Genomic DNA, 23286 nt, shown 5'->3' with positions numbered 1-23286 from the left:
CTACTAGTGCCCCATTGAGGTGTTTATCCCCGATTGTCCAGAAAATTCGACAGAATCAGTAGAGCGCCTCCTATCTGCCGAAACCGGCAATAGAAGACCGCCCCACGAGCCCACTCCTGACTCGCAGAAAGGATCGAACAACAAGCCCCACGAGTAACAGAAACCCCGCCTATCACCTCCTCCCACGAACCGGACAAACATTGCTATTTCTCGCCGAGCTCTAGAAATTCACGATATAGCCACAAACAGACATTGCAACCACAAGTGTTGTCTTCGCCATAATGGCCACCCATTTGGTGCTACGGTCGAGCCCTGCTGTGCGTCAGGCACACAGCCCCCGGGAGCACAAGCCACCCGGTCCCCCCCTGGCTCCATCTGAAGGGAGTCCCTGACATGAGGTTTGGCCGTTCCGCCAGGGCCGCCGTCATCGGGTTAGCTTTGACACTGGGAGCCGTCGCGTGCAGCACGGGCGGCTCCACGACTGCCAGCGCGCCGCCGTCCTCCTCCGCCGGCGGCCTGGAGAAGACGAAGCTCAAGATCGCCACCCTGCCCGCCATCGACAGCGCCGCCATCTACGTCGCGATCGACCAGAAGCTCTTCGAGCAGGAGGGCCTGGAGGTCACCCCGCAGGTCGTGCAGGCCGCGCCCGAGGCCATCCCCATGATGCTGAACGGCGAGATCGACGCCATGTTCGGCAACTACGTATCGATGTTCCAGGCCCACGACAAGGGCTCGCTGAAGTTGCGGATCCTGGCCGAGGGCTCGCGTGCCGCCCCGGACTCGCTGAGCATCATGGCGCTGCCCAACTCGCCCATCAAGACCCCCAAGGACCTCGAAGGCAAGACGATCAACGTGAACGTCCTGCACAACTTCCAGGAACTGGCTCTCGCGCAGGTACTCAAGGCCAACAACGTCGATCCCGCGACGATCAAATATGTCCAGGTGACGTTCCAGAACATCATGCCCTCGTGGCAGGGCGGCCAGATCGACGCGGCCTACCTGGGTGAGCCCCTCGTCACGGCCGCCACGTCGTCGATGGGCGCCCGCAAGATCCTCGACCCGGCCTCCGGCCCGGCCGCCGAGTTCCCGATTTCGGGCTATGTCGGCACGCAGGAGTGGTACGACCAGAATCCCAAGACCGCTGCGGCATTCCAGCGGGCCATCCACAACGCGGCCAAGCTGATGGAGAACAACCGCGAGGTGGTGGCCAAGGTGCTGCCCAACTTCACCCAGATCGACGCGGCGACGGCGGCCACCGTCACCTTCCCGTACTTCTCCAGCAACGACAACCCGGTCCGGCTCCAGCGGGTGGCCGACTGGATGCTGGAGGCCAGGTGGCTCAACAAGGGGATCGACGTCAAGACGCTGATGTCGGCCACCACCTCCGGGTGAGCACTCAGACCCTGGCGGCCCGGGCCCGCCCGGCCGCGGCCACTCGCTGGTCGCGCCGGGCGGCCGGGGCCCTGGCCTTCGCCGCCCTGATCGAGCTGGCCGCCAGGACCGGCCTGGCCGATCCGAAGTTCCTGCCGCCGGCCACGGAGATCGTCGGGCGAGCCGTCACGCTGGCCTTCGACCCGGCGTTCGGCGCGCACGCGCTGACGAGCCTGCTCGCGTGGGCGATCGGGCTCGGGCTGGCGACGCTGATCGCGGTGCCACTCGGCCTGCTGCTGGGCAGCGTGCCGATCGTGGACGCCGCCACCCGCTCGGTCGTGGAGTTCCTGCGGCCGATCCCGTCGGTGGCGCTGATCCCGCTGGTGGCGCTCGTGATCGGGACGGGGCTCCAGCTCCGCGTCACGCTCGTGGTCTACGCCTCGCTCTGGCCCATCCTCTACAACACGATGTACGGCCTGCGCGGCGTGGACCCGCTGGCCAAGGAGTCGCTCAGGTCATACGGCTTCGGGCCCCTGGCGGTGCTGTTGCGGGTGTCCCTGCCGTCGTCGGCGCCCTTCATCGCCACCGGGATCCGGCTGGCGGCGGGAGTGGCGCTGATCCTGACCGTCAGCACCGAGATCGTGGCCGGGCGGGGCGAGGGCATCGGGGTGTTCATCTTCTTCGCCGGGATCGCCGTGCCCGCGCGCATGACCGACATCCTGGCCGGGGTGTTCTGGGTCGGGCTGTTCGGGGTGCTGGTGAACGCGCTGCTGGTCGCGGCCGAACGGCGCGCCTTCCGGTGGCACCACGTGCGGTTGGGAGGACGGGCATGAGGACCCGCGACATGCCATCGGGAGAGCGCTCATGAGGACCCGCGGCATGCGGACCACCGTGTTCCGCGCCCTCGTGCTGGCCGTGCTCGTGATCGCCTGGGAGGGGGGCACGAGGGCGGCCGGCAGCGCGTTCTTCCCGCCGCCGAGCACGATCCTGGGGCGGATGCACGCCATGTGGTTCTCCGGGCCGGCCGGCACGCTGTTCCTGACCGACGCGGCCGTCGGGAACATCCTGCCGAGTCTCGGCCGGATGTTCGCCGGGTTCGCCGGCGGGGCGCTGGCCGGGGTGGCGCTCGGGCTGGCGCTGGGATTGTCGGCCAGGGCCTACGACTATCTCGACGGGGTGCTGCAGTTCCTGCGGGCGATCCCGCCGCCGGCGCTGGTGACGGTCTTCCTGGTGCTGTTCGGGTTCGGGCTGCGGATGCAACTGGCGTTCATCGTGTTCAGCATCGTGTGGCCGGTGCTGCTGAACACGGCCGACGGCGCCCGCTCGGTCGAGCCGCTGCACCTGGAGACGTGCCAGGCGTTCCGGCTCTCGCGGGCCGAGCGGCTCTTCCGGGTGGTCCTGCCGTCGGCGCTGCCCAAGATGTTCGCTGGACTGCGGCTGGCGCTGTCGCTGTCGCTGATCGTCATGGTGTTCTCGGAGTTGCTCCCCGGCACCACGAACGGCATCGGCTTCCAGATCACCGACGCGTACTCGACGTTCGACCTGCCCGCCATGTGGGCCGGGATCGTGCTGCTCGGGGTGCTGGGCTACCTGTTCAACGAACTGTTCCTGGTCGCCGAGCGGCGGGTGCTGACCTGGCACCAGGCCGCGCAGGGGCCACCCGGTTAGCGCCGGGCACTGCTCCTGGAAGGTGATCACCTCGTGAGAGTAAGATCGCGCGTTGAATGGGGTCACATGACAGCGATGTCCGCCAATTCCCCGCTCCGATAGAGTGTTTCGAGGCTCCGCAAAGAGCCGCCGTGTTGTCCATGGTCTCGCCCCCGAGGAAATCCATTGCTCGAGATAGACAACCTCTCCCACGTTTACGGCGGCGGCAGCCCCAATGCGCACCACGCCATTGAGGGCCTCAACCTGAGCGTTGCCGAAGGCGAGTTGCTGTGCATCGTCGGCCCGTCCGGGGCCGGCAAGTCCACGCTCCTGCGTTCGATCGCCGGCCTGATCACCCCGACCGGCGGCGAGATCAGGATCGAGGGCAACGTGGTGCGCCAGACTCCTGACAATCTCGCCGTGGTCTTCCAGGACTACAGCCGCTCGCTGTTCCCCTGGATGTCGGTGGTGGACAACGTGGCGTTGCCGCTGCGCCGCAAGAACATGGACAAGCGCCAGCGCCGCGAGGCCGCCCACGAGGCCCTGGAGTCGGTGGGGCTGTCGGGCGCGGAGCGCAAATATCCCTTCCAGCTCTCCGGCGGCATGCAGCAGCGGGTGGCCATCGCGAGGGCGCTGGCGTACCGGCCGGCGCTGATGCTCATGGACGAGCCGTTCGGGTCGGTGGACGCGCAGACCCGGGAGGACCTCGAGGACCTCGTGCTGAAGGTCCGCGGGCACCACCAGATGACGATCGTGCTCATCACGCACGACATCGACGAGAGCGTCTACGTGGGCGACCGGGTGGTGGTGCTGTCCAAGGCGCCGGCGCACGTGGTGGGGGATCTGAAGGTGGATCTGCCTGCCCCGCGCGACCAGATCTCCACGCGCGAACACTCCGACTTCGTCCACCTCCGCGCCGAGGTGGGTCGTCTCGTCCGCGGCCACGCGACGGTTTAAACTCATTCATTCGTTACGGCGGGGCCAAGTGGGCCGCCACTCGCCGTTCGGGGCGGAGGGCCTCCAGGAGACGGCCGCTGACCCGCACAGGGTCGGACGCCGTTACGGCGCTCGCTTGGCCGGTTTCGTGGTTCGAATCTGGGCTCGGGGTCTCTTCGTGCTTCAGGGCTGACCTGTGGCGGGTTTCGTGCGGGGGCCTCCACATACGGTCCGCTTCGTTGCCTGCCCTGGCCAAGGACGGCTTCGTTCTCCCTGAGGACTGCGCACAGACGAGCGGCCCGTCACCTCCTGAGGTGGCGGGCCGCTTGTTTTGCGTCTTTCCCCGGTTACACCGGGGTGTGCATGTGGCGGGTCAGGGCGTGTTCCACCAAGGTGATCAAGGTGGTTTTGACCGACTCGCGTTGCCGGGCGTCCAGGCGCACGATCGGGATGTGATCGCCGATCGACAGCGCCTCCCGGATCTCCTCCTCCGCGTGGCCGAAACGTCCGTCCCAGCCGTTGATGCCGATCACGAAGGGCAGTTTGGCCTCTTCGAAATAGTCGATGGCGGGAAAACTATCCGCCAGGCGGCGTGTGTCCACCAGCACCACCGCGCCGATGGCACCCCGGACCAGGTCGTCCCACATGAACCAGAACCGGTGCTGCCCGGGAGTGCCGAACAGGTAAAGGATCAGGTCACGGTCGAGGGAGACCCGGCCGAAATCCATGGCCACGGTCGTGGTCGTCTTGTTGGGCGTGAGGGAGACGTCGTCGACGTGCGCCGAGGCGTCCGTCATGACCGCTTCAGTGGTGAGCGGAAGAATCTCCGAGACCGCTCCCACGAATGTCGTCTTCCCCACGCCGAAGCCCCCGGCCACGACGATCTTCGTCGAGGTTAGGCCGGGGCTAGAGCCTGCGAAGTCCACTGAGCACCCTTTCGAGCAAGTTGAGGTCCGGCTTTCCCGCGTCCAGCGCAGGCTGGTGCACGCGAATCAGGCCCTCCGACGCCATGTCGGCAATCAGCACCCGGACCACACCAAGCGGCTGACGTAAAAGGGCGGAGATCTCGGCAACCGACCGGACGTTCCGGGTCAGCTGGATGATCGTCTGATACTCCGGACTAAGTAGGGAAATGTCTTGGTATTCCGACGTCACGGAGGACACCAACGCCTCCATGGCGAACTTCATCCGCGGCGCGGTGCGCCCCCCGGTCACGGCATAGGGCCGTACCAAGGAGCTCGGCTTTTGCGGACGGGGAGCCGCCGGGTGCGGCGGAGTGCTATCACCAGCCCAACCCTGACCTGACACCATGTTCTCCTGTCACCCCCTGCTAGCGGGGGCGTGCCGCTTGCAGCTCAGCGCGTACGGCCGGAGTCAGCACCTGGCCGGCCCGTTCGACCAGCAGGGTCATCTGGTAGGCCACCAGACCCATGTCGCAGTCGGGGGCCGCCAGGACGGCCAAGCAGGACCCATCGCTGATCGACATGATCATCAAGAGCCCCCGCTGCATCTCGATAACGGTCTGCGACACCATACCGCCCTCGAAAACCCGCGCGGCGCCCTGGGTCAAGCTGATCACACCCGAGGCCACCGCGGCGAGCTGGTCGGCCCGGTCCTTGGGGAACCCCTCGGAGAAGGCCAGTGGCAAGCCATCAGACGACACCACGACCGTGTGAGCGACGCCTGGCACGTTGTTCACGAAGTCCGTGATCAGCCAGCTGATACCGCGCGCTCCCTGGCTCATCTCTCTCATTTGTCCTCCTCATTCTCTTCTCCGCGGGTGAACGCCCGGCCTTGCCGGACACCCTGCTGGAAGCTGGAGAGCCGACTGCGCAGCCGCTCGGGTGAGATTTGCGGCGCCGGTGACGTAGCTTGCGGCTCGGCGAGGCTCGCCGTACCGGGCACGAGGTTGGCCTTGGGGACGCGGCGGGGCAGACCCGAGGGCGTCGTGCCGCCCTGCGCGGGCTCCGCCGCCGCCTGCGCGGCCTGGAAGCCGGAGTCCGCGGGCGAGGACCAGGACGCGCCCACGCCGGACTGCCCCGGCCGGCGCCGCGGCAGCCCGCTGGGCGTCGAGTCCGGAAGAGCAGCCGCCGGCGGCGCGACCGGGGGCTGGTCCGCGGACACCGCAGGGTGCACGGCAGTGATCTCGTGCTCGTGCTCGGGCTCCAGCGGCACCTGATCCGGCTCCGGACGCCGGAACCAGTCCGAGCCGACCGACGAGAAGATCGGCAGGTACTCCTCGCCCTGCTCCTCCATGGGCGAGTTGCGCACCACGGGCAGCGGGCCGGTCAGGTCCTGCGAGGAGTAGTCACCGGGGCCGAACGGGCCGTAGTTGGAGTGCCCGTTCTGCTCGAACTGTTCGAGGGGCTTGGGCTCATCGGCGAACGGCGAACGGTAAGCCTCGTCGAACTGCGGCCGCGGCCGATCCTCCGACTCGAACAACGACCTGCGCGGCATCGGGTCGGCGAACGACGACCAGCGCGGCTGCTCCTCCGGGGCCGGCGGCGGCGGCTCGGTGGCGAACGACGGCCAGCGCGGCTCGTCGTCCTGCGCGGGTGGCGGCGGCTCGGCGAACGACGGCCAGCGGTTCTCCGCGAACGGGCGCGAGGCCGGCGGCTGCTCCTCCGCGAACGACGGCCAGCGCGACTCCCCGAAGGGCTGCGGCTCACCGAAAGGCTGCTGCTGCGGCTCGCCGAAGGGCTGCGGTTCGGGGAACGGTTGCTGGGCCGGTGGAAGCTGGACGGGCGGCTGCTGGGCCGTGGGCGGTTCCTCGGCGAAGGACGGCCAACGGTGCTCGTCCTGCGCGCCCTGCGACTGCTCGGCGAAGGGCGGCCGGTCGCCGAACGACGGCTCGCCGAAGCCGGCGGGCTGCTGCTCGCCGAACGCGGGCTGCTCGATCGACGGCCAGTTCCCGGTCCCGGGAGCGGGCAGCGAGCCCGGCCACTGCGTGTCCAGCACCTGGTCGGGCAGCTCGGCGGCCGGCGTCGAGGGCCCCGACCCGTTCTGTGACGGCGCCATGCCGAAGGTGCTCGGATCGAACGACGTGAACGCCTCGTACTGCCCGCCCGGACGCGCGGACCCCGGGCCGCCGCTGATGAGCATGTCCGGCATCATGACCAGCGCGCTCAGCCCGCCCGCCTCCCGCATGCTGAGCTGCACGCGGATACCGTGCCGCAGGGCCAGGCGGCCGACCACGAACAGGCCCATGCGCCGGGAGACCGACACGTCCACCACGGGCGGGTTGGCCAGGCGCCAGTTGGCCTCGGCCAGCTCGTCCTGGCTCATGCCGATGCCCAGGTCGTTGATCGACACGAGCACGCCGCCCTCGGCGGGCGTGCTCGTGACCTGGACCTTGCTCTCGCGGGGGGAGAACGAGATGGCGTTCTCGATCAGCTCGGCGAGCAGGTGGACGGCGTCGGTGACGGCGGGGCCGACGATCAGCGTGCCGGACGGGATCTGGATCTGGACCCGCTCGTAGTTCTCGACCTCGGACAGCGAGGCGCGGGCGATGTCGACCAGCGGCACCGGCTCGCTCCACTTGCGGGCGGCCTCCTGGCCGGCGAGGACCAGCAGGTTCTCGCTGTTGCGGCGCATGCGGGTGGCCAGGTGGTCCAGGCGGAACAGGTTGGCCAGTCGCTGCTCGTCCTCCTCGCCCTGCTCCAGGCCCTCGATGAGCTGGAGCTGGCGTTCGACGAGCGTCTGGCTGCGGCGGGAGAGGTTGACGAACATCGCGTTGACGTTCGTACGGAGTTTGGCCTCGTCACCGGCCAGTCGCAGCGCCTCACGGTGGACCTCGTCGAACGCCCGGGCCACTTCACCGATCTCGTCACGGGAGTTGACGCCGACCGACGGCACCTCGGGCACCTGCGCGCCGTCGCCGGACTCGCGCAGCAGGCGGACGGTCTCGGGCAGCCGGGTCGTGGCGACCTGGAGCGCCTCGGCACGCAGCCGGCGCAGCGGGCGGACCAGCGAGCCGGCCACGCGGGTGGTGATGACCAGGACGAGCAGCAGCAGGACGAGGATCAGCGCGCCGGAGATGATGGCGTTGCGCTGCTCGGTGTCGCTCAGGTCCCGGGTCCGGGTCACGATCTTGGTGGCCAGGCCGTCCTCGATCTTGCGCATGGCGTTGCCGGTGACGGTGGTGGCGTCGTACCAGGGGTTGAGGTCGCGGCCGGGGACGGTGACGTCGAGGTCCCTGATCCGGTCGTTCTGGCGGACCTGGGCCAGGGCGCGCTGCCGCATGGCGTCGGCGAGGTCGACCTGCGGCCCCCTGACGCCCTTCTGGTAGGCGGAAAGGTCCCGGGGGTCGGCCACCTGCTCGAAGGCGGCCAGCTCGGTCTGCTGCTTGTCCCAGGAGCCGAGGAAGTCGGTCCAGTCGTCCTTGTCCAGCCGGCGCTGGAGGAGCTGGACGATGAGGATGATCTGCTGGCGCGAGATCTCCTCCTTGACCCGCTGGAGTGAGCCGAGCGCGGCCACGTCGCCCTGGAGGGCGTCGTCGCTGACGCCGTCACCGAGAGCGTCCTCGATGGCGGAGAAGATGCCGATCATGGTCGTGTACGTGCTGATGGACGCGCGCGGGGGCACGTTCTCGACCATGGAGTCGCGCAGGCTGTCCAGACCTTCGAGCCACCTGTGCATGTCCTCGACGCCCTCGCGGACGCGGGCCGAGTAGGTGGCGTCGATGCCGGTCGCCGCGGCGAGCACCTCGTCCTTGGCCTTGTCCGTCGCCTGCCGCTGGGTCTTGAGCTGGACGAAGCGCCCGGCCCTGTTGCGGTCGGCGACGTACCAGGCGGTGAGCGTGCGCTCCTTGCCGAGCTCGTGGTTGAGGGCCCCGATCCGCTGGACCAGCTCGGCGAGCTCGGTGAGCCGCCGGTATTCGGCGCTGGTGCCGATGGCGTTGGCAAGCTGGACACCGGCGAGCAGCACGCCGACGATCGTGGGGATGAGGATCAGCGCGACCAGCCTTGAGCGCACACGCCAGTTCCCCAGCCGGAAGCGTCCGCCTGTGTACTCCCCTGACCTCATGTGTCTGGGGTTTTCCGTCCTCACTGACTCTCGCAACCTCTCGCCGGTACGTGCTCGAAAAAAATCAGACACGCGTGTGGCGCATGGGATTCTGTCCGGCTGGGTAATTGGAACACAACCCGTACCAGATCGGCCAACCGAACATATCCCATCAAACGGTCCCAAAGAGGCACTTTGGGGCACATTTCGCCGTACACGTTTTCAGGCGGGCCGGAACGAATCCCGCTCGGCCGGTGGCGCGTGCTTCACCATCAGGTGTCGCGTCACCGAATATTCCTGCACTGCCTCCTGGCTCATGTCCTTGCCGAAGCCGCTGCCCTTCACCCCGCCATGCGGTGCCTCGCTGGCGATGGGCAGGTGGTCGTTGACCCAGGTCACGCCCGCATCGAGCCGGTGCGAGACGCGCATCGCCCGGGCGACGTCACGCGACCACACCGACGACGCCAGCCCGTATCGGGTGTCGTTGGCCAGCCTGACCGCCTCGTCCTCACCATCGAACGGCAGGACGACCAGCACCGGGCCGAAAAGCTCACCCTGTACGATCTCGCTCTCCTGTGCGACCTCGCCGACAAGCGTAGGGGGGTAGTAGAAGCCCTGTCCGGCGATCGGCGAGCCTCCTCGCAACACGCGCCCGCCGGCCCTGGTCACGAACCCGTGCACCCGGTCCCGGTGCGCCGCCGAGATCAACGGTCCGATGTCGGTGGCCGGATCCCAGGGGTCTCCGACGGAGATCTCGGCAAGAGTTGCCAGGAGCGCCTCCACCGCGTCGTCGTACACCTCGCGGGCGACGTAGACGCGGGTGGCGGCCGTACAGTCCTGTCCGGTGTTGTACGTGGCCCCCATGGCCACGCCGCGGGACATCTCCGCCAGGTCGGCGTCCTCGAACACCAGGGCCGGGGCCTTGCCCCCGAGCTCCAGGTGCACCCGCTTGAGCGTGGCGGCGGCCCCGGACATCACGGCCCGGCCCGTCTCCGTGGAGCCGGTGACGCTCACCATGTCCACTCCGGGATCGGCGACCAGCGCCTGGCCCACCTCCGCGTCGCCCGTGACGGCCTGGACGAGCCCTTTGGGCCCGCCCGCCGCGGCGAACAGCTCGGCCAGCCGGAGCGTCGTGCGCGGCGTCTGCGGCGCCGGCTTGATCACCACCGCGTTGCCCGCGGCCACCGCCGGGCCGATCTTCCAGACAGCCATGACGAACGGGAAGTTCCAGGGCGCGATCGACCCCACCACCCCGACCGGGCGGCGCAGCAGGACCGAGGTGTAGCCGGGGCTGAACACCCCGGCCCCCGAGCCCTCCAGCGAGCGGGCGGCCCCGGCGAAGAAGCGCAGGTTGTCCACCGCGAAGGGCAGCTCGCCGTCCCGGAACACCGTCGCCGGCTTGCCCGTCTCCTCCACCTCCAGCCTGGTCAGCTCGTCGGCCTCGGCCTCCACCAGATCGGCCACCCGCAGCAGCAGCCGGGCCCGCTCGGCAGGGGTGGCCTGTGACCACTCCTGGAAGGCCGAGCGGGCCGTCCGCACGGCCGCCGCCACACTCTCGACCGGCGTATCCGGAATTTCGGCGCACGGGAGTCCGGTGGCGGGGTTGATCAGTTCACGCATCGGGGGACTTCATTTCCTCAGGGTCGTGCTGCTGACCGAACGGGTCGATCAGGACTGGCCGAGCTGCTCGATCAGATCGGCGGCCTTGCGCAGGCCGTCGCGGCGCCTGATCTCCTCGCCCGCGGCGGCGGCCCGCGCCCGCGACTCGGTGTCCCCGAGCAGGCGCGTGACCGCCCCCAAGAGTTCTTCATCCGTGAAGGTGTAGGTCGAGAGCCTGACACCATAGCCCAGCTCATCCACCCGCTGGGCGTTGTCGTACTGGTCCCAGAAGAGCGGCAGCAGGATCATCGGCTTGCCGAAGTGCAGCGCCTCCGTGGTGGTGTTGTTGCCCCCGTGGGTGATGACGAGGTCACACAACGGCACGATCTTAGTCTGTGGGAGGAACTCCGCGCCCCACATGTTGGCGGGAAGCTTGATCTCCTCGTGCAGCGGGCCCTTGGAGACGATGTACTGGTGCGGCGTGGCCGCCAGCACGTCGATCACCCGCTGCATCAACTCCACGTCGGAGGAGCCTAGCGAGCCGAGCGAGAAGTAGATCAGCGAGCCCTCGTTGCGCTGGAAGGGGAGCTCGAAGTCCCCGTCGGTCTCGCGTACGGAGGAGTCGAGGCGGTGCCAGGTGGGGCCGAGCGGGCGGGCGTCGACGTAGTCAAGGACCTCGGGGTAGACGTAGAGGTTGAGGTCGCCCGAGTGGATGAAGTCCAGGTCGGGCAGCGGCTCGGCGCCCTGCGCGACCGACCACTCGTTGAAGGCGGTCCAGATCTCGCGGTGGGTGCGGTCGTACTCGGCGCGGAAGGCGTCCCACTCGCCGCGGTCGTCGGCGGGCAGGCCGGAGAAGACCGGCGCGATGTTCTCCCCCCGCACCTCCAGCGGGTTGCACGAGACGATGCGGACGAACTTCTTGCCGGCCGTGAGCAGCGCCGGGAACGTGATCACGTTGTCCTCGACGATCACGTCCGGGTTCACCCGCTCGATGATGGCCTTGAGCTGCGGCTCGCAGTATTTCACCCCGTCGATCAGGGAGTCCCAGATCGGCTTGGTGACGGTCTCCAGCTGCTCCAGCGTGCTCTTGCGGTATTCGGGCGCGGTCTCGCGGATGAAGTCCTTCCAGAACTGCCCCGGGTCCTGCTCCTCGGCCTCCTCGGCCGGAGGCGCGAGGTCGACGAGGTCCTCCTCGAAACCGAGGGCTTCGAGCTTGCCCTTCCATGACGCCTCGGCGGCGAAGACGACACGGTGACCCCGGCGGCGGAGGATGTCGCCGATGCCGATGCAGTTGTTGGTGGGACCGTAGGCGCTTTCAGGCATGAACAGGACGGTGAGAGGCATCGAGACTCCGGGGGACTCAATCAATTTGAAGGTGAATTCAAATAAGCATCTGGCGTGAAGTTAAAGTTACCGGCACTATGGTCACGGCTAACTGAACAGTAGCCAAACGAGTGAAGGTGGTGGGGGTGGCTCAGCGTAAGAGCCGCAGTGACCGGCGCATCGACTTGATCGAGGCCGCTCGCAGGGCCATCATCCGCCACGGCATCGACGGTGTACAGCTCTCGCACGTGGCCGAGGAAGCCGGTCTGACCTCCGGCGCCGTGCTCTACCACTACCCCGACCTCAGCGAGCTGCTGGTCGAGGCGCAGCACGCGGGCATGGAACGCTTCTACGAGCAGCGCCTGCGGCAACTGTCCGCGCTCACCGATCCGGTCGAGAAGCTGGTCGTGACGATCAGGTCGGGGCTGCCCACCGGACCGCTCGACCCCGACGTACGCCTGCTCAACGAGCTGGGTGGGGCCGCGGGCCGCAACCGGGTCTACGGCGTGCTGCTCACCTCGCTCTACGACCGGCAGGTGTCGATGTACCAGGCGATCCTGGACACCGGGGCGGCCCTCGGGGTGTTCCGGCTGAGCGCGGACTCCTTGACGATCGCGCGCAACCTGGTGGCCCTCGAGGACGCCTACGGCTACCGCATCACGGCCAGGCACCCGGTGATCGGCCCGGCGGAGGCGGCCGGGCTGATCCTGTCGTACGCCCGCGCGGCCACGGGCAACGACCTGTCCTACTGACGGGCGCGCGGACCGCCGTCCCGGGGCGCTCACGCGTCCCCGGCCGCCACGTCCCGGGGCGCTCACGTGTCCGCGGTCGGGATCACCGCGCCCTGAGAGTCCGCGGTGCCCTGAGAGTGCGCGGTCGGGGTCGCCGCGTCCTGAGGCGCTCATGCGTCGGCCGCCATGATGACCGCGTCCGAGGCGTTCCAGCGCACCCCGACCTTGGCTCCGGCCGACACCGCGCCGGCGCCCTGGACGGCCACCAGGACGGGCTTGGCCCGGCCCGGCAGCTCCACGGAGATGTGCGAGACGCCGCCGTAGAAGCTGACATCCAGCACGCTGCCCCGCAGGCTCCCGGCGGTCTCCTCCGGCACCAGCTCGACGTTCTCCGGCCGCACCGCCAGCAGCACCTTGGCACCCGCCGCCAGCTCCGCCAGCGGCGTGCCGGGCAACGGGCCGAAGGCGTCGCTCTCGACCGCCCCAAGACCGCTCTCGCCCACGCCGGGACCGCTTTCGACCGCGCCGGAGCCGCGTTCCCCCGCGCCGGAGCCGCTGACCGTGCCGGGGAAGAGGTTGTTGGCGCCGACGAAGTCGGCCACGAACGGCGAGCGGGGCCGCTCGTACAGCTCCACCGGCCGGTCCACCTGGCACACCCGGCCGCCGTCGAGGACCGCGATACGGTCGGCCAGCGACATGGCCTCCTCCTGGTCGTGCGTGACGACCACGAACGTGATGCCGACCTCGTGCTGCAGCCGCTTCAGCTCCAGCTGCATGTCGGCGCGGACCTTCTTGTCCAGGGCCGACAGCGGCTCGTCGAGCAGCAGCAGCCGGGGCCGCTTGACGATGGAACGGGCCAGCGCCACCCGCTGCCGCTGCCCGCCGGAGAGCTGGGCGGGCTTGCGCGCGGCCTGCGCCGTCAGCCCGACGGTCTCCAGCACCTCGCCCACCCGCTGCTTGACCTCCTGGCGGGGCAGCCGCTCGCGCTCCAGCCCGTAGGCGACGTTCTTGGCCACGGTCATGTGCGGGAACAGCGCGTACGACTGGAACATGAGGCTGATCGGCCGCCGGTTCGGCTGCCTGGCCAGCAGGTCCTGGCCGTCGAGCGTGACCGTGCCGGCGTCCGGCGCCTCGAACCCGGCGATGATGCGCAACAACGTGGTCTTGCCGCAGCCGGAGGGCCCGAGCAGCGCGAAGAACTCGCCCTGCCCGATCTCCAGCGACACCGCGTCGAGCGCGGTGACGTCCCCGAACCTGCGGGTGACCCCGTCAATCCTGAGCACGGGACTCCATCCTTATGGTCGAGTCCGCCGCACCTTGCACCCTGGTGTCCACGCGTGGTTCTCCAGGTGTCCGGTTCGGCTCCCTCTCCCCAATTCTCGTCAGGCGCTGCCCGGCGATCACCGCCGTGAAGCTCACCAGCAGCAGGATCGCGGCCAGCGCGTTGATCTTCGGGGTCACCCCGAAACGGATCATTGAGTAGATGACGATCGGCAGCGTCTGCTCGCTGTTGCCGATCGTGAAGTAGGCGATCACGAACTCGTCCAGCGACAGCGTGAACGCCAGCAGTGCCCCCGCGACGATCCCCGGCGCGAGCTGCGGCAGCGTGATCCGCACGAACGTCGCCACCGGCCCCGCCCCGAGGTCCCGTGAGGCCTCCTCCAGGGAGGTGTCCGCCCCGGACAGCCGCGTGCGCACCACCGCCGCCACGAACGCCATCGAGAACAGCCCGTGCGCCAGCACCACCGAGTACAGCCCGAGGGTGAGCTGGATCACGCCGTAGAAGACCAGCAGCCCGATCGCCAGCACCAGGTCAGGCAGCACGGCCGGCATCAGGGCGATCGCGTCGAGCGCCTTCGACCTGGTGTGCCGGGCCAGCCCGACCGCCAGCAGGGTGCCGAGCACGGTGGCGATCACGGTCGATCCCGCGGCCACGATCAGGGTGTTGACCAGGCCGTCCCTGACCCGCTCGTCCCCGGCCAGCTCGCCATACCACTTGAGGCTGAAGCCGTCGAACGTGTACGCCGAGTCGCCGGAGTTGAACGACATGACGACGAGCACGACGATCGGCAGGTAGAGGAACACATACGTGGCCCAGAACGGTACGTACAGCAGCCTGCCCCTACGCACGACGCGCCGCCCGGGCCTGCACGATGAGCAGCACCACCAACACCGCGATGAGCGCCAGCGCGAGCGTCGAGCCGAACGGCCAGTCGCGCGCCTTCAGGAACTGGTTGCGGATCAGGTTGCCCACCATGATCGACTTACTGCCCCCGAGCATCTCGGGGATGACGAAGTTGCCGAAGCTGGGCACGAACACGAACAGGCTCCCGGTCAGCACCCCGGGCACCGTGAGCGGCAGCGTGACCTTCCTGAACGTGGTGAACGCCGAGGCCCCCAGGTTGGCCGACGCCTCGCGGAGCTGTGGGTCCAGCCGCTCGATCGCGGCGTAGAGCGGCAGCACCATGAGCGGCAGGTACGAGTACAGCAGCCCGACGACGACGGCCCCCTCGTTGTACAGCAGCTCGTACGGCCCGAGCCCGAACACCTTCAGCCCGCTGTTGACCAGCCCGGGACCGTTGAGCAGCATGATCCAGGCGTAGATCCGGATGATGAAGTTCGTCCAGAACGGCAGCACGATGGCGACCAGCGCGGCGGTCTTCCACTTCCGCGGCAGCCGGGCGATCACATAGGCCGTCGGGTAGCCGATCAGCAGCGCGAGCAACGTGGTCAGGGCCGCGATCCGCAGTGAGTCGCCGACCACGCCGAGGTAGAGCGGATCGATCAGGCGGCCGAAGTTCTCCGTGGTGAACTCGTAGACCACGCCGCCGAATCGCCCGCGTTGGAAGAAGCTGGTGCCCAGCACCAGCGCCAGCGGCACCAGGAGCAGCACCAGCAGGTACGTCAGCCCAGGGGCCAGGAACACGAACGCGCCCAGCCGGCGTCCCCGCGATTGGGACACCGACCGGGCCTTGACCTCAGTTTTCACCGCAATGCGACTATCCGGCCGTGACTTCTTCCGACAGGCGCGAGTACTTGGTGGACGCCGCGCCGAGGTCGATGATCGACTCACCATCGAGCAGGTCGGCGGGCTTGACACCGAGCAGCGAGCCCTTGGCGATCTGCACCCGGTCCATGGCCGCCTTGTTGGGCACCTTGTAGTTGATGTTCTCGGCGGCCCAGCTGTGGATCTCGGGGTCGAGGATGTAGTTGATCAGGGCGTGCGCCGCCTCCTTGTTCTTGGAGGACTTCATGATCACCATGGTGTCCACCCAGAGGTCGCTGCCCTCCTTCGGCACCTTGAACGCGATGTTGCCCTTCTTCTCCGTGGTCGGGCACCAGCCGTCCCACGCCTCGGCCATGACGGACTCGCCGGACTTCAGCCGGTCGCCGAACGTGGTGTCGTCATAGGTGAGCAGGTGCGGCTTCTGAGCCGTGAGCAGCTCCTTGGCCTTGGCGATCTCGTCGTCCTTGTCGGTGTTGACCGAGTAGCCGAGCGCCTTGAGCGCGGGCAGGGCCAGCCAGCGCTCGGTGGTCATCATGGTGACCTTCTTGTCGGCCCAGGCCGGGGGCTTGAGAATATCGTTCCAGCTCGTCGGCGGGGCCTTCACCAGGTCGGTGCGGTAGCAGATGCCGGTGGTGCCCCAGGTGTAGGGCACCGAATACCTGTTGCCCTTGTCGTAGGAGAGCTGGGTGGCCTCCGGGTAGAGGTTGGCCAGGTTGGGGATCAGCTCGGGGTGGATCGGCTCCAGCAGGCCCATCTCGTTGAGCGCCTGGGCGTACTGGCCGGACACGAACGCCACGTCGATGCCGCTGTCACCAGGCGCGGTGAGCTTGGTCATCGCGGTCTCGTTGGTGTCGTGCAGGGCGACCTTCATGTCCTTGACCTTGAGCTTCGTCTTCACCATCTGAGGAAGCTCCTCGGGGATGTAGCCCTCCCACACCGTCACCTGGAGCGTCTGCTGCGACAGGTCCGCGTTTGGCTTGAGCTCGTCGGCCGCGGCCGGATTCGCGCCTGCTGCACTGGTCGACGACTCACCGCCGCACGCCGCGACGGCAAGCGCGAGGCCGGCCGCCGTTACGGCGACCGGAAGACGACGGGTGAACCGGATACGGGACACGGCCGCTACTCCTTCTGAAATTGAGCTTTACAGGGGTCGCGCGACCTTACCGGACACAGCAGACCAAGGCAGGAGTGTTGCAGCACGAATCAACATGAGCAAGACTTTTTATAACATTGCTACCAGGAAGTTTGGTTCGCCTGTTGAATTGGGATTCAATTCGCCGCCGGGTGATCTCTCTCGGTGAGAGCCCCCTCACCGCGCGGGATCGCGGTCTCACCGGCGCTGTCCTGACGCTGATGGCGGGTGAGGTGCCCGCGCCCTTCGCCGTGCGCCGGTTTCGCCCGTTGCCCACCTTCTCGCACGCCCCCGGAGATCTCCACACTGGGGCCCCAGCTGAGCGGGACTTCGGTCCGCACGTTGACCAGACCCACTATTCGGTGGTCGTGGACGAGCGGGTCGTGGTCAAGTGGCTCAGCCCGCCGGCGCCCCTCCCCCATCCCACCCCGGAGATCCTCGCCCATCTCGTTGAGGCGGGCTTCAACGACACGGCGCCGCCCTATGCGACACTGACGTGCGAGTTCGACGGGGTGGCCCACCTGGTGGCGCTGGTGACGGGCTACCTGCCGGAGGCACGTGACGGCTGGGAGTGGTGCGTGGACGAGGCCGTGGCGGGCACGACCGCGTTCGCCCGCGACCTCGGCCACCTGGCCGCCGACCTGCACCTCGCCCTGTCCACCTTGCCCGCCCGCCCCCAGGACGTCGTACCGCCGGTCAGGGCGTCCATGGTGATGAGGGCGGAGTCGGCGCTGCGGGAGGCGCTCGCGCTGACCGGCGGCGAAGCAGGCGCGTGGCTGGCGAGCCGGGCCGAGGCCCTCAGAGACGAGCTGGCCCCGTTGCGCGCCCCCGTGACCGGCCCGCTCATCAGGATCCACGGCGACCTCCACGTCGGCCAGATCCTCAGATGGCGCGACGGGTACGCGGTGATCGACTTCGACGGCAACCCCACGGTCGCCGACGCGGACCCGTACCAGCCGGCCGCCAGGGACGTGGCCCAGCTCGCCACCAGCCTGGAGCACGTCGCCCAGGTGGCGATCCGGCGCCGGGCCACCCCGCCGGCCCGGGCGGCGGACTGGGCGGCCGCGGCCCGCGCCACCATGCTCGCCGCCTACCGGGCCCGCCTGGCGGCCCGGGGCCGGGCCGAGCTCCTGGACCCGGCACTGATCCGCCCGTTCGAGGTGGAGCAGGAGTGCCGCGAGCTCATCTACGCCGCCCGCCACCTCCCCCGCTGGCGCTATGCCCCCATGGGCGTGCTGCGCACCTGGTACCCCGAGGAGAACATCACGTGAATTCCGAGCTCTTCCTGGCAGATCTGGAGTCCAAGCCGGCGGCCCTGACGGGCCTGGCCGACGCCCTCCGCACGGCGGACCCCTTCGCAGGGCTGCCGCGGGACATCGGCCGGGTGCTGTTCCTGGGAATGGGCAGCTCGCGGTACGCCGCCGGAGCGGCCGCCCTGCGCCTGCGGGCCGCGGGCGTCGACGCCCACGCCGACTACGCCTCCGCCGCGGCCACGTACCCGGCCGCCGGAGGCACCCTGGTCGTCCCGATCTCGGCCACCGGCACCAGCCGGGAGACCCTGGACGCCGTGGCCCGCTATGCGGGCGGCCCGGCCTTCGTGGCCGCCCTCACCAACGCCCCGGACTCACCGCTCGCCGCGGCGGCCGACCTGGTGGTTCCCATGCACGCGGGCGAGGAGCTCGGCGGCGTGGCCTGCCGTACGTTCCAGCACACCCTGGCCCTGCTGCTGGCCCTGGAGGCCCGGCTCACCGGCCGGGACCGCGACATGACCGCCCTGATCGGGCGGGTGGCCGAGGCCACGCGGGACCTCCTGGACCGCAGGGACGAGTGGCTGCCCCTGACGCTGGAGCTGCTCGACGGCCCGCACGGCGTCTACGCCATCGCCCCCGCCGAACGCCTCTCCTCGGCCGAGCAGTCGGCCCTGATGCTGCGCGAGGGCCCGCGCCGCCCCGCCGACGCCTGCGAGACGGGCGACTGGTCGCACGTGGACGTCTACCTCACCAAGACCCTCGACTACCGCGCCCTGCTCTTCCCCGGCTCCCGCTACGACGCCCAGGCCATGGACTGGGTACGCGAGCGCGACTCGATGGTGATCACCGTGGGCGGGGAGCTGAAGGACGCCACGGCCGCCATCCGCTACGTGCACGACGACGACCCCGACGTGGCCCTGCTCACGGAGACGCTGGTCGCCGAGCTGGTCGCCGCCTACTGGTGGTCGGCCCGATAGAGCCGGCCCGCCGAACCCGGGCCCACCTGACCACGCCGGGTTCGGCGGGCCGGCGGAGGTTTCAGCGCGCGCGCACCGTCAGGGCGTGTTCGACGAGCGTGATGAGCGTGTTCTTGACCGCCTCCCGCGCCCGGGCGTCCGTGCGGACGATGGGCACATGCGGCGAGAGGGTGAGCGCCTCCCGCACCTCGCTCTCGATGTGCGGGAACTCCCCGTTCCAGCCGTTCAGCCCGATCACGAAGGGCAGACCGGAATTCTCGAAGTAGTCCACGGCGGGAAAGCTGTCGGCCAGCCGCCGCGAGTCCACCAGCACCACGGCCCCGATCGCGCCGCGAACGAGGTCGTCCCACATGAACCAGAACCGGTGCTGCCCCGGCGTGCCGAACAGGTAGAGGATCAGGTCCTGGTCCAGCGAGAGCCGCCCGAAGTCCATGGCCACGGTGGTGGTCGTCTTGCCGGGCGTGAGGTGGATGTCGTCGATGCCCTCCGAGGCGTCCGTCATAACCGCCTCGGTGGTCAGGGGCATGATTTCCGACACCGAGCCCACGAACGTGGTCTTCCCCACGCCGAACCCGCCCGCCACGACGATCTTGGTGGAGGTGAGCCGGCTAGAGCCTGCGAAGTCCACTCAGCACCCTTTCAAGCAGGCTTCTGTCGGGCAGGCCTGCCTCAAGCTGCGGCTGGTACACCCTGACCAGCCCGTCCGCTTCCATATCGGCGATCAGCACCCGCGCTACTCCGAGGGGGACGCTCAGCAGTGCCGAGATCTCCGCCACGGAGCGGACCTGCCGGCACATCTCGCTGATCGCGCGGTATTCCCGGGTGTAGGTAGTACCGAGTTGTGCCGACGTGGCCGACGATACCAGCGCTTCCATGGCAAGGGCTGTACGCGGTGTCGTCCGGCCGCCGGTGACGGCGTACATCCGGACGAGCGAGCTTCGCTCGGGCTCCGGTTCCCCGTTGTGCCACGATGCCAACGTCTGCTCCCATCAGCCCGTCTACCGGGCCCAGCTACGCTGCGGATCGATCATCGGGCGTGCCGACAGCTCGGCCCGTACGGCGGGCGTGAGCACCTGTCCGGCCCGCTCGACCAGGATCGTCATCTGGTAGGCGACCAGGCCCATGTCACAGTCGGGTGCGGCCAGCACGGCCAGACAGGACCCGTCGCTGATCGACATCACCAGCAGCAGGCCGCGCTGCATCTCTATGAGGGTCTGGGTGACCCCACCGCCCTCGAACACCCGCGCGGATCCCTGCGTGAGGCTGACCAGCCCCGCCGCGATGGCGGCGAGCTGGTCGGCGCGGTCCTGCGGAAAGCCCCGGGAGACGGCCATGGGCAGGCCGTCGGCGCTGACGACCACGGCGTGCGCCACGCCCGGGACCTCCTCGACGAAGCCGCTGACCAGCCAGTTGACGTCCCTGGCGGCCTGGCTCAGCTCCTTCATGAGTCCTCCTCCAACTCGGCGCGGCCCTTGCGCACACCCTGCTGGTAGCTGGCCAGCCTGTCGCGCAGCCGATCAGGGGACGGCAGAGGGGTTTGGACGGGCTGCGGCTTCGGGCTCGCGGTGCCCGGTACCAGATTCGCCCGCGGCGTGCGCTTGGGCAAGCCGGAGGTCGTGGTGCCGTTCTGCGCCGGCTCCGAGGTCGCCCCGGCGGCCTGCCAGCCCTGGTCGGCGGGGGATGACCAGGGCTTTTCGCGGTGGTCGGGGGTGGGCGCGGACTTGCTGAACCAACTGCTCTCCTCGACCGCGGCGAAGATGGGCAGGAACTCCTCCTTGGACTGCGCCGGGCCGGGCGTCGCGAAGGAGGCGTAGGACGACTCGCCCGGTGCGGCCGAGGAGGGGTAGGACGGCTCACCCGGTGCGGCCGAGGAGGGGTAGGACGGCTCACCCGGTGTGGCGAACGAGGGATATGACTCGCCCAGCACGGGCAGGTCCAGCGCCGACTGCTCGACCGAGTGACTGTGCGTCGACTGGAACCAGGACGACGGCTCCGGAGCGGAGGGCGCGCCGTCGAACGAGGGATGTCCGGCGGGCAGCGACGACGACTCCTGCCCGAAGGCCGGCATCCCAGCGGGCAGCGACGGCGACTCGGGCCCGAACGCCGGGATCCCGGCGGGGGCCCCCGGCGGCGACCCGAAGGAGGGTGCCTGCGGGCCGGCCTGCCTGGGCACCTTGATCCGCTGCGACTGCCCGGGGATCGGGCCCGGCACGGCGGTGAGCAGCATGGACGGGACCAGCACCATGGCGGTCAGCCCGCCGATGTCCTGCAGCCGCAGTTGCACCCTGATGTTGTGCCGCAGCGCCAGCCGCCCGACCACGAACAGCCCCATCCGCCGTGACACGGACACGTCCACGACGGGCGGGTTGGCCAGCCGCCAGTTGGCCTCGGCCAGCTCCTCGGGGCTCATGCCGATCCCGTGGTCGGTGACCGACAGCATCATCGCGCCGCCGTCGATGTGGCTGCTGGAGATGATGACCTTGGTGTCCCGCGAGGAGAACGAGACGGCGTTCTCGACCAGCTCGGCCAGCAGGTGCACGACGTCGGTGACGGCCTGGCCGGCGATGGCGACGTCCGACTGCACCTGGATGCTGACCCGGTCGTAGCTCTCGACCTCGCCGAGCGCGGCCCGCACGATGTCCATCAGCTCGACCGGCTCGCTCCACTTGCGGGCCGCCTCCTGGCCGGCCAGGACGAGCAGGTTCTCGGAGTTGCGGCGCATGCGGGTGGCCAGGTGGTCGAGCTTGAACAGGTCGCCCAGCCGGGCGTCGTCACGCTCACCGCGCTCCAGCCGCTCGATCAGCGTGAGCTGCCGCTCGACCAGCGTCTGGCTGCGCCGGGACAGGTTGACGAACATGGCGTTGACGTTCGAGCGCAGCCGCGCCTCGTCGCCCGCCAGCCGGACCGCCTCGCGGTGCACCTCGTCGAAGGCTCGGGCGACCTCGCCGACCTCGTCCCTGGTGAAGATGCCGATGGGCGGGACCTCGGCGTCGACCCCGCCGTCGCGCGCCTCCCGCAGGTGCTGCACGAAGTCGGGCAGCCGCCGGCCGGCGATCTCCAGCGCCTCGCCGCGCAGCTTGCGCAGCGGGCGCACGAGCGATCTGGCCACCCCGGTGGTGATCAGCAGGACGGCTACGAGCAGCGCCAGCACGGCCCCGGCGGTGATGATCGCCCGCTGCCGCTCGTCGGCGCTGAGCGCCTCGCTGCGGTTCACGATGTTCTGTGCCTGGCGCTCCTCGATCCCGCGGATGGAGTCGACGACCACGGCGGCCCCGTCGAACCATTCCTTGGCGTCATCCCTCCTGGCCAGGTCGAGGCCGCGCAGCGGCAGCCCGTTCGTGGCCCGGATCAGCACCAGCTCGCGCAGGAACAGCATGCGGTCGGCGGACCTGCCGTTGACGGCCTCGTCGAAGACCCGGCGCTCCTCGGCGGTGGCCTCGGCGGCGAAGCCTCTGCGCTCGTTGGCCTCCCTGGACTGCTCGCCGAGGAAGCGCTTGAGCTGGTCCTGGTCGAACGCTCCCTCGACCAGGACGACGGTGACCAGCGCCTGCTGGTAGGAGACGCTCTCCTTGACCCGGGTCAGCGCGTCGAGCATGCGGGTCTGGCGGAACAGCTCGTCGTCCGTGCTGCCCACGACCAGCTCGTTGTGCACGGACATCAGGTCGCCGATGACCGTGGTGTAGAGCTCGACCGCGGGTGCCGGCAGCAGGCTCGCCCGCAGCGCCTGCTCGCGCAGGCCGGTCAGGTCGTTCAGGCGGCTCAGCAGGTTCTCGATCTGGTCCTCGGTACGGCCCGAGACCTCGGCCAGCAGCGGCCGCGCGATGTCGCGTACCCGGTCGGCGGCAGCGTCCACCTGTTCCATCTGGGCCTGCACCTCGCCCAGCCCGTTCGCCGGGCGGCCGCGCGCGATGTACCACGCGGTCAGGGCCCGCTCGCCGGACACCAGGTGGGTGAGCTCGCCCACCTCCGCGGAGAGCCGCGCGAACTGGTTGGTGCGCGCGTAGTCGCCCGCGGCGGACGTGGAGGAGAGCACCTGGATGCCGCCCAGCAGCACGGCGGCGGCCGTCGGGACCAGGATGAGGGCGATGAGCCGCGCCCGGACGCGCCAATTGCGCAGGCGCCAGTTGCCCTCACTGGCCTGTCTCTCGGCCAACTCTGTACTCACCGAACACACCTCGCCCGAATCGGCGTATATGAGGGAGGGGGTTGTGACTCCTTGGAGAAATCAGCAAGTGCGGGTAATTGGAACACATCACATGGCGAGGAGGCTACCCGAACATAACGCGACAGAATTTGCGCCGAGTGACTC

General features: G+C 69.2%; 21 protein-coding genes. 7 read left to right on the top strand and 14 right to left on the bottom strand.

Features of this window, described 5'->3' with window-relative positions; genetic code table 11:
* Positions 1-393: 393 nt before the first annotated feature.
* From ABGB18_RS24440 to ABGB18_RS24425, 4 genes are all read left to right on the top strand, one after another.
* Positions 394-1392, top strand: coding sequence for an ABC transporter substrate-binding protein (locus ABGB18_RS24440; protein WP_347697898.1), 999 nt, complete (start codon positions 394-396; stop codon positions 1390-1392).
* Positions 1389-2204 carry an ABC transporter permease gene (locus ABGB18_RS24435; protein ID WP_347697897.1) on the top strand — a complete coding sequence of 272 codons (816 nt, stop codon included), beginning with the start codon at positions 1389-1391 and terminating at the stop codon, positions 2202-2204. Before ABGB18_RS24440 ends, ABGB18_RS24435 begins: the two co-directional genes overlap by 4 nt.
* Before the next feature lie 46 nt (positions 2205-2250).
* Positions 2251-3039 (top strand): ABC transporter permease, encoded by a 789-nt coding sequence (locus ABGB18_RS24430; RefSeq protein WP_347697896.1) that lies wholly within the window; start codon positions 2251-2253, stop codon positions 3037-3039.
* Between the two features lie 165 nt (positions 3040-3204).
* Positions 3205-3975, top strand: coding sequence for an ABC transporter ATP-binding protein (locus tag ABGB18_RS24425; RefSeq protein WP_347697895.1), 771 nt, complete (start codon positions 3205-3207; stop codon positions 3973-3975).
* Positions 3976-4301: 326 nt separating this feature from the next.
* On the opposite strand, the gene ABGB18_RS24420 is transcribed toward ABGB18_RS24425, so the two are convergent.
* The 6 genes from ABGB18_RS24420 to ABGB18_RS24395 all read right to left on the bottom strand — a co-directional run bounded on the left by ABGB18_RS24420 (position 4302) and on the right by ABGB18_RS24395 (position 11901).
* Positions 4302-4832, bottom strand: coding sequence for an ATP/GTP-binding protein (locus ABGB18_RS24420; RefSeq protein ID WP_347697894.1), 531 nt, complete (start codon positions 4830-4832; stop codon positions 4302-4304).
* A 28-nt stretch (positions 4833-4860) separates the two neighbouring features.
* A complete protein-coding gene (locus tag ABGB18_RS24415; RefSeq protein WP_245765260.1) occupies positions 4861-5265 on the bottom strand; it encodes a DUF742 domain-containing protein in 405 nt (134 codons plus the stop codon).
* Between the two features lie 19 nt (positions 5266-5284).
* Entirely contained in the window at positions 5285-5698 is a 414-nt protein-coding gene (locus tag ABGB18_RS24410; RefSeq protein ID WP_205304681.1) for a roadblock/LC7 domain-containing protein, read from the bottom strand.
* A 5-nt stretch (positions 5699-5703) separates the two neighbouring features.
* A complete protein-coding gene (locus tag ABGB18_RS24405) occupies positions 5704-8928 on the bottom strand; it encodes a nitrate- and nitrite sensing domain-containing protein (RefSeq protein ID WP_347697893.1) in 3225 nt (1074 codons plus the stop codon).
* A gap of 252 nt (positions 8929-9180) precedes the next feature.
* Positions 9181-10578: an aminobutyraldehyde dehydrogenase gene (locus ABGB18_RS24400; RefSeq protein ID WP_347697892.1), complete on the bottom strand. Its 1398-nt coding sequence runs from the start codon at positions 10576-10578 to the stop codon at positions 9181-9183.
* Between the two features lie 48 nt (positions 10579-10626).
* Positions 10627-11901, bottom strand: coding sequence for a glycosyltransferase (locus ABGB18_RS24395; protein WP_347697891.1), 1275 nt, complete (start codon positions 11899-11901; stop codon positions 10627-10629).
* A 125-nt stretch (positions 11902-12026) separates the two neighbouring features.
* Here ABGB18_RS24395 and ABGB18_RS24390 point away from each other — a divergent pair, with 125 nt between their 5' ends.
* Positions 12027-12632: a TetR family transcriptional regulator gene (locus tag ABGB18_RS24390; RefSeq protein ID WP_347697890.1), complete on the top strand. Its 606-nt coding sequence runs from the start codon at positions 12027-12029 to the stop codon at positions 12630-12632.
* A gap of 149 nt (positions 12633-12781) precedes the next feature.
* On the opposite strand, the gene ABGB18_RS24385 is transcribed toward ABGB18_RS24390, so the two are convergent.
* The 4 genes from ABGB18_RS24385 to ABGB18_RS24370 are packed head-to-tail and all read right to left on the bottom strand — an operon-like array spanning position 12782 to position 16732.
* Positions 12782-13894, bottom strand: coding sequence for an ABC transporter ATP-binding protein (locus tag ABGB18_RS24385; protein ID WP_347697889.1), 1113 nt, complete (start codon positions 13892-13894; stop codon positions 12782-12784).
* Positions 13881-14741, bottom strand: a complete 861-nt coding sequence (locus ABGB18_RS24380) for an ABC transporter permease (protein ID WP_347697888.1) — start codon at positions 14739-14741, stop codon at positions 13881-13883. Before ABGB18_RS24380 ends, ABGB18_RS24385 begins: the two co-directional genes overlap by 14 nt.
* Positions 14734-15573 (bottom strand): ABC transporter permease, encoded by an 840-nt coding sequence (locus tag ABGB18_RS24375; protein WP_347697887.1) that lies wholly within the window; start codon positions 15571-15573, stop codon positions 14734-14736. Before ABGB18_RS24375 ends, ABGB18_RS24380 begins: the two co-directional genes overlap by 8 nt.
* Positions 15574-15610: 37 nt before the next feature.
* Entirely contained in the window at positions 15611-16732 is a 1122-nt protein-coding gene (locus ABGB18_RS24370; RefSeq protein WP_347697886.1) for a spermidine/putrescine ABC transporter substrate-binding protein, read from the bottom strand.
* A gap of 170 nt (positions 16733-16902) precedes the next feature.
* Here ABGB18_RS24370 and ABGB18_RS24365 point away from each other — a divergent pair, with 170 nt between their 5' ends.
* The gene (locus tag ABGB18_RS24365) at positions 16903-18021 is read left to right on the top strand and encodes a hypothetical protein (RefSeq protein WP_347697885.1); all 1119 of its coding nucleotides are present in this window, start codon (positions 16903-16905) and stop codon (positions 18019-18021) included.
* A complete protein-coding gene (locus ABGB18_RS24360; protein ID WP_347697884.1) occupies positions 18018-18977 on the top strand; it encodes an SIS domain-containing protein in 960 nt (319 codons plus the stop codon). Before ABGB18_RS24365 ends, ABGB18_RS24360 begins: the two co-directional genes overlap by 4 nt.
* A 61-nt stretch (positions 18978-19038) precedes the next feature.
* Here the strand turns inward: ABGB18_RS24360 and ABGB18_RS24355 are convergent, their stop codons facing one another.
* The 4 genes from ABGB18_RS24355 to ABGB18_RS24340 form a co-directional block, all read right to left on the bottom strand.
* Entirely contained in the window at positions 19039-19605 is a 567-nt protein-coding gene (locus ABGB18_RS24355; RefSeq protein WP_347697883.1) for an ATP/GTP-binding protein, read from the bottom strand.
* Entirely contained in the window at positions 19586-19900 is a 315-nt protein-coding gene (locus tag ABGB18_RS24350; protein ID WP_347697882.1) for a DUF742 domain-containing protein, read from the bottom strand. The genes ABGB18_RS24355 and ABGB18_RS24350 overlap by 20 nt, the downstream gene beginning before the upstream one ends.
* 75 nt (positions 19901-19975) lie before the next feature.
* Positions 19976-20422, bottom strand: a complete 447-nt coding sequence (locus ABGB18_RS24345; protein ID WP_347697881.1) for a roadblock/LC7 domain-containing protein — start codon at positions 20420-20422, stop codon at positions 19976-19978.
* The gene (locus ABGB18_RS24340; RefSeq protein ID WP_347697880.1) at positions 20419-23142 is read right to left on the bottom strand and encodes a nitrate- and nitrite sensing domain-containing protein; all 2724 of its coding nucleotides are present in this window, start codon (positions 23140-23142) and stop codon (positions 20419-20421) included. Before ABGB18_RS24340 ends, ABGB18_RS24345 begins: the two co-directional genes overlap by 4 nt.
* Positions 23143-23286 lie beyond the last annotated feature (144 nt).

The sequence above is a fragment of the Nonomuraea sp. B12E4 genome (assembly GCF_039871825.1).
GTDB lineage: Bacteria > Actinomycetota > Actinomycetes > Streptosporangiales > Streptosporangiaceae > Nonomuraea.
Note: the sequence above shows the minus strand (reverse complement) of the source record. Positions and strands in the feature narration are given on the sequence as shown.